Here is a 2534-nt window from a genome sequence, read left to right on the forward strand (position 1 = left end):
AACACGGAAGTTAAGCTCTCTAGCGCCGATGGTAGTTGGGACCTTGTCCCTGTGAGAGTAGGACGTCGCCAAGCAACTTTAAGACGAGTCAGAATGACTCGTCTTTTTTGTGTTTTATAACTTCTTTTCAAAGCTAAATATTTTGAAGTGCTTCTCGCTTTTCAAAAAGGTTTTTGAGTACGTAGCTATATAAGTTTTATTCAATTTCTTTCGTAATTCTTTATATGTAATTTAAGATTTTCTATTTTATTTCTTAAAGATAGGATTCATCAGTGTGTTAAAATAGTACAGTTGTTTTTGATGTACTTTAATATAAGAAGATTTAAGTTAGAAAAGGAGATAATATGAAAAAGATAAGTATAATTACTATAGTAGTCTTAGTCCTGCTAGTAATCGTGTATATGTTAGTTGGGAATTATTTTTATAACTACGCGTTAAATGCGAAACAAGAAAAAGAATTTTTGCAAGATAATCCTCATTTAGTAGAAACGGTAAATGCGTCGGGAGATGTATTGGCTGCAAATGAAGAAAAGAATGCAAACTTCGTATCGAAGTATAAACCTAACACATTAACTATACGTTCTTTCGATAAATTAAATTTAAAAGGTTATGAATATATGAATGAACCATCCAGTCATAAATGGGCAATTGTAGTTCATGGATACAATGGTAGAGCATCAGAAATGACGAAATATGTTCGTAACTTTTATGAACAAGGCTATAATGTCATAGCACCAGACCTTCGTGGACACGGAAATAGTGAAGGGGATTATGTTGGTATGGGCTGGCATGATCGTAAAGATGTTTTGATTTGGATTCAACAAATCTTGAAGAAAGACCCTAATGCTGAAATAGCTCTATTTGGTGTTTCAATGGGCGGGGCAACTGTAATGATGACTTCAGGAGAAGATTTACCTTCTAATGTTAAAGTTATTATTGAAGATTGTGGATACTCAACTGTTATTGATGAATTTACTTATCAACTAAAAGATTTATTCCATTTACCGAAGTTTCCTGTTATGAATGCGGCAAATACGGTTACTAAATTAAGAGCTGGTTACGATTTAGAAGAGGCTTCAGCTGTAAAACAAGTAGCGAAAAGTAAAACACCTATGCTGTTCATTCATGGGGATGCTGATACATTCGTTCCTTTTGAAATGTTAGATGAAGTATATAATGCTGCAAAAGTAGAAAAAGAGAAATTAATTGTTCCAGGTGCTGGACATGGAGAAGCGGAGAAAGTAGATTCGAATAAATATTGGAATACTGTATGGAAGTTCGTAGGGAAGTATATTCCGGCATAATTAAAGTTGTTGCATTTATATAGACGATAATCGGAGGGATAATAGTTAATCCTTTTGATTATCGTTTTTTTGTTAATTAGGTATTCTGCTATAAGTGTGTTTTTGTATGTACTATATGAAGGAGATAGAGCAAAAACTTTTGAATTCCTTAATCTCAGTGCTACAATGATTGAAAACTAAATGTTAATGAGGTGTTTTTTATGAAAATTGAAGTATGGTCGGATTTTGTATGCCCATTTTGCTATATTGGGAAACGTAGATTAGAGATGGCTTTAGAGCAATTTCCACATAAGAAGGATGTTGAAGTTGAGTTTAAAAGTTTTGAATTAGACCAAAATGCTCCAATCTATTCTGGAACAAGTATTAATGAAGTACTTGCATCAAAGTATGGAATTAGTATTGAAGAAGCTAAGCGTAATAACGTACAGTTAGGAAATCATGCAGCTAGTATGGGTTTAAGTTTTAATTTTGATGAGATGAAGCCGACTAATACTTTTGATGCGCATCGTCTTGCGAAGTTTGCAAAGAATCAAGGGAAAGAAAAAGAGATTACAGAAAATTTACTTTTTGCATATTTCACTGAATCGAAAAATTTAAGCGATGTGGATATACTTGCTACTATCGCTGAAGCTTCAGGTTTAGATAAGCAAGAAGCTTTAAATGTTATTAATGATAAAAATGCGTATGCAAATGATGTTAGAATTGATGAAGCGATTGCTCAGCAATATCAAATTTCGGGAGTGCCTTATTTTATTATTAATCAAAAGTATGCTATTTCAGGTGCACAACCACTTGAAACTTTTGTTGGTGCACTTCAGCAAGTGTGGGAAGAAGAGAATCCTGCACCTAAGTTGCAAGAACTTTCTTCAGAGGGTGGAAGCGATATTTCTTGTACTGATGGAAGTTGTTCGGTGCCTTCAAAAGAACAATAGTTTTTATGATGGAAAGCAACCCATAGAGTATTATATGGGTTGCTTATATATTCTTATAGAAGAGGTATGTAAATAGAGTTTTAAAAAAGTGAAGTTTTTTATAAAAATGTATTGACGATTACACCTTAGAGGTGTAATATAGAACAAGTCGCCGATGACATTAACGTCGAAAGCGACAAACGAAATAAAAAACTTAGTTGACATTAACTAACGAAGATGTTAACATAAGGAAGTCGCAAATGAGCGACCAAGTAGTTCTTTGAAAACTGAACGAAACAAACAACGTGAAACGTCAATT

Annotated in this window: 2 protein-coding genes; both read left to right on the plus strand. The window is 33.4% G+C overall.

What is annotated here, in order from left to right:
- Positions 1–344 precede the first annotated feature (344 nt).
- Entirely contained in the window at positions 345–1304 is a 960-nt protein-coding gene (locus ACTFO4_RS30285; protein ID WP_000723974.1) for an alpha/beta hydrolase, read from the plus strand.
- A gap of 200 nt (positions 1305–1504) precedes the next feature.
- On the plus strand, positions 1505–2236 hold the full coding sequence (locus tag ACTFO4_RS30290) for a DsbA family oxidoreductase (protein WP_017674605.1): 732 nt from the start codon (positions 1505–1507) through the stop codon (positions 2234–2236).
- Positions 2237–2534 lie beyond the last annotated feature (298 nt).

This window comes from Bacillus cereus group sp. MYBKT14-1 (assembly GCF_051915185.1).
In the GTDB taxonomy this organism is placed as follows: domain Bacteria; phylum Bacillota; class Bacilli; order Bacillales; family Bacillaceae_G; genus Bacillus_A; species Bacillus_A cereus.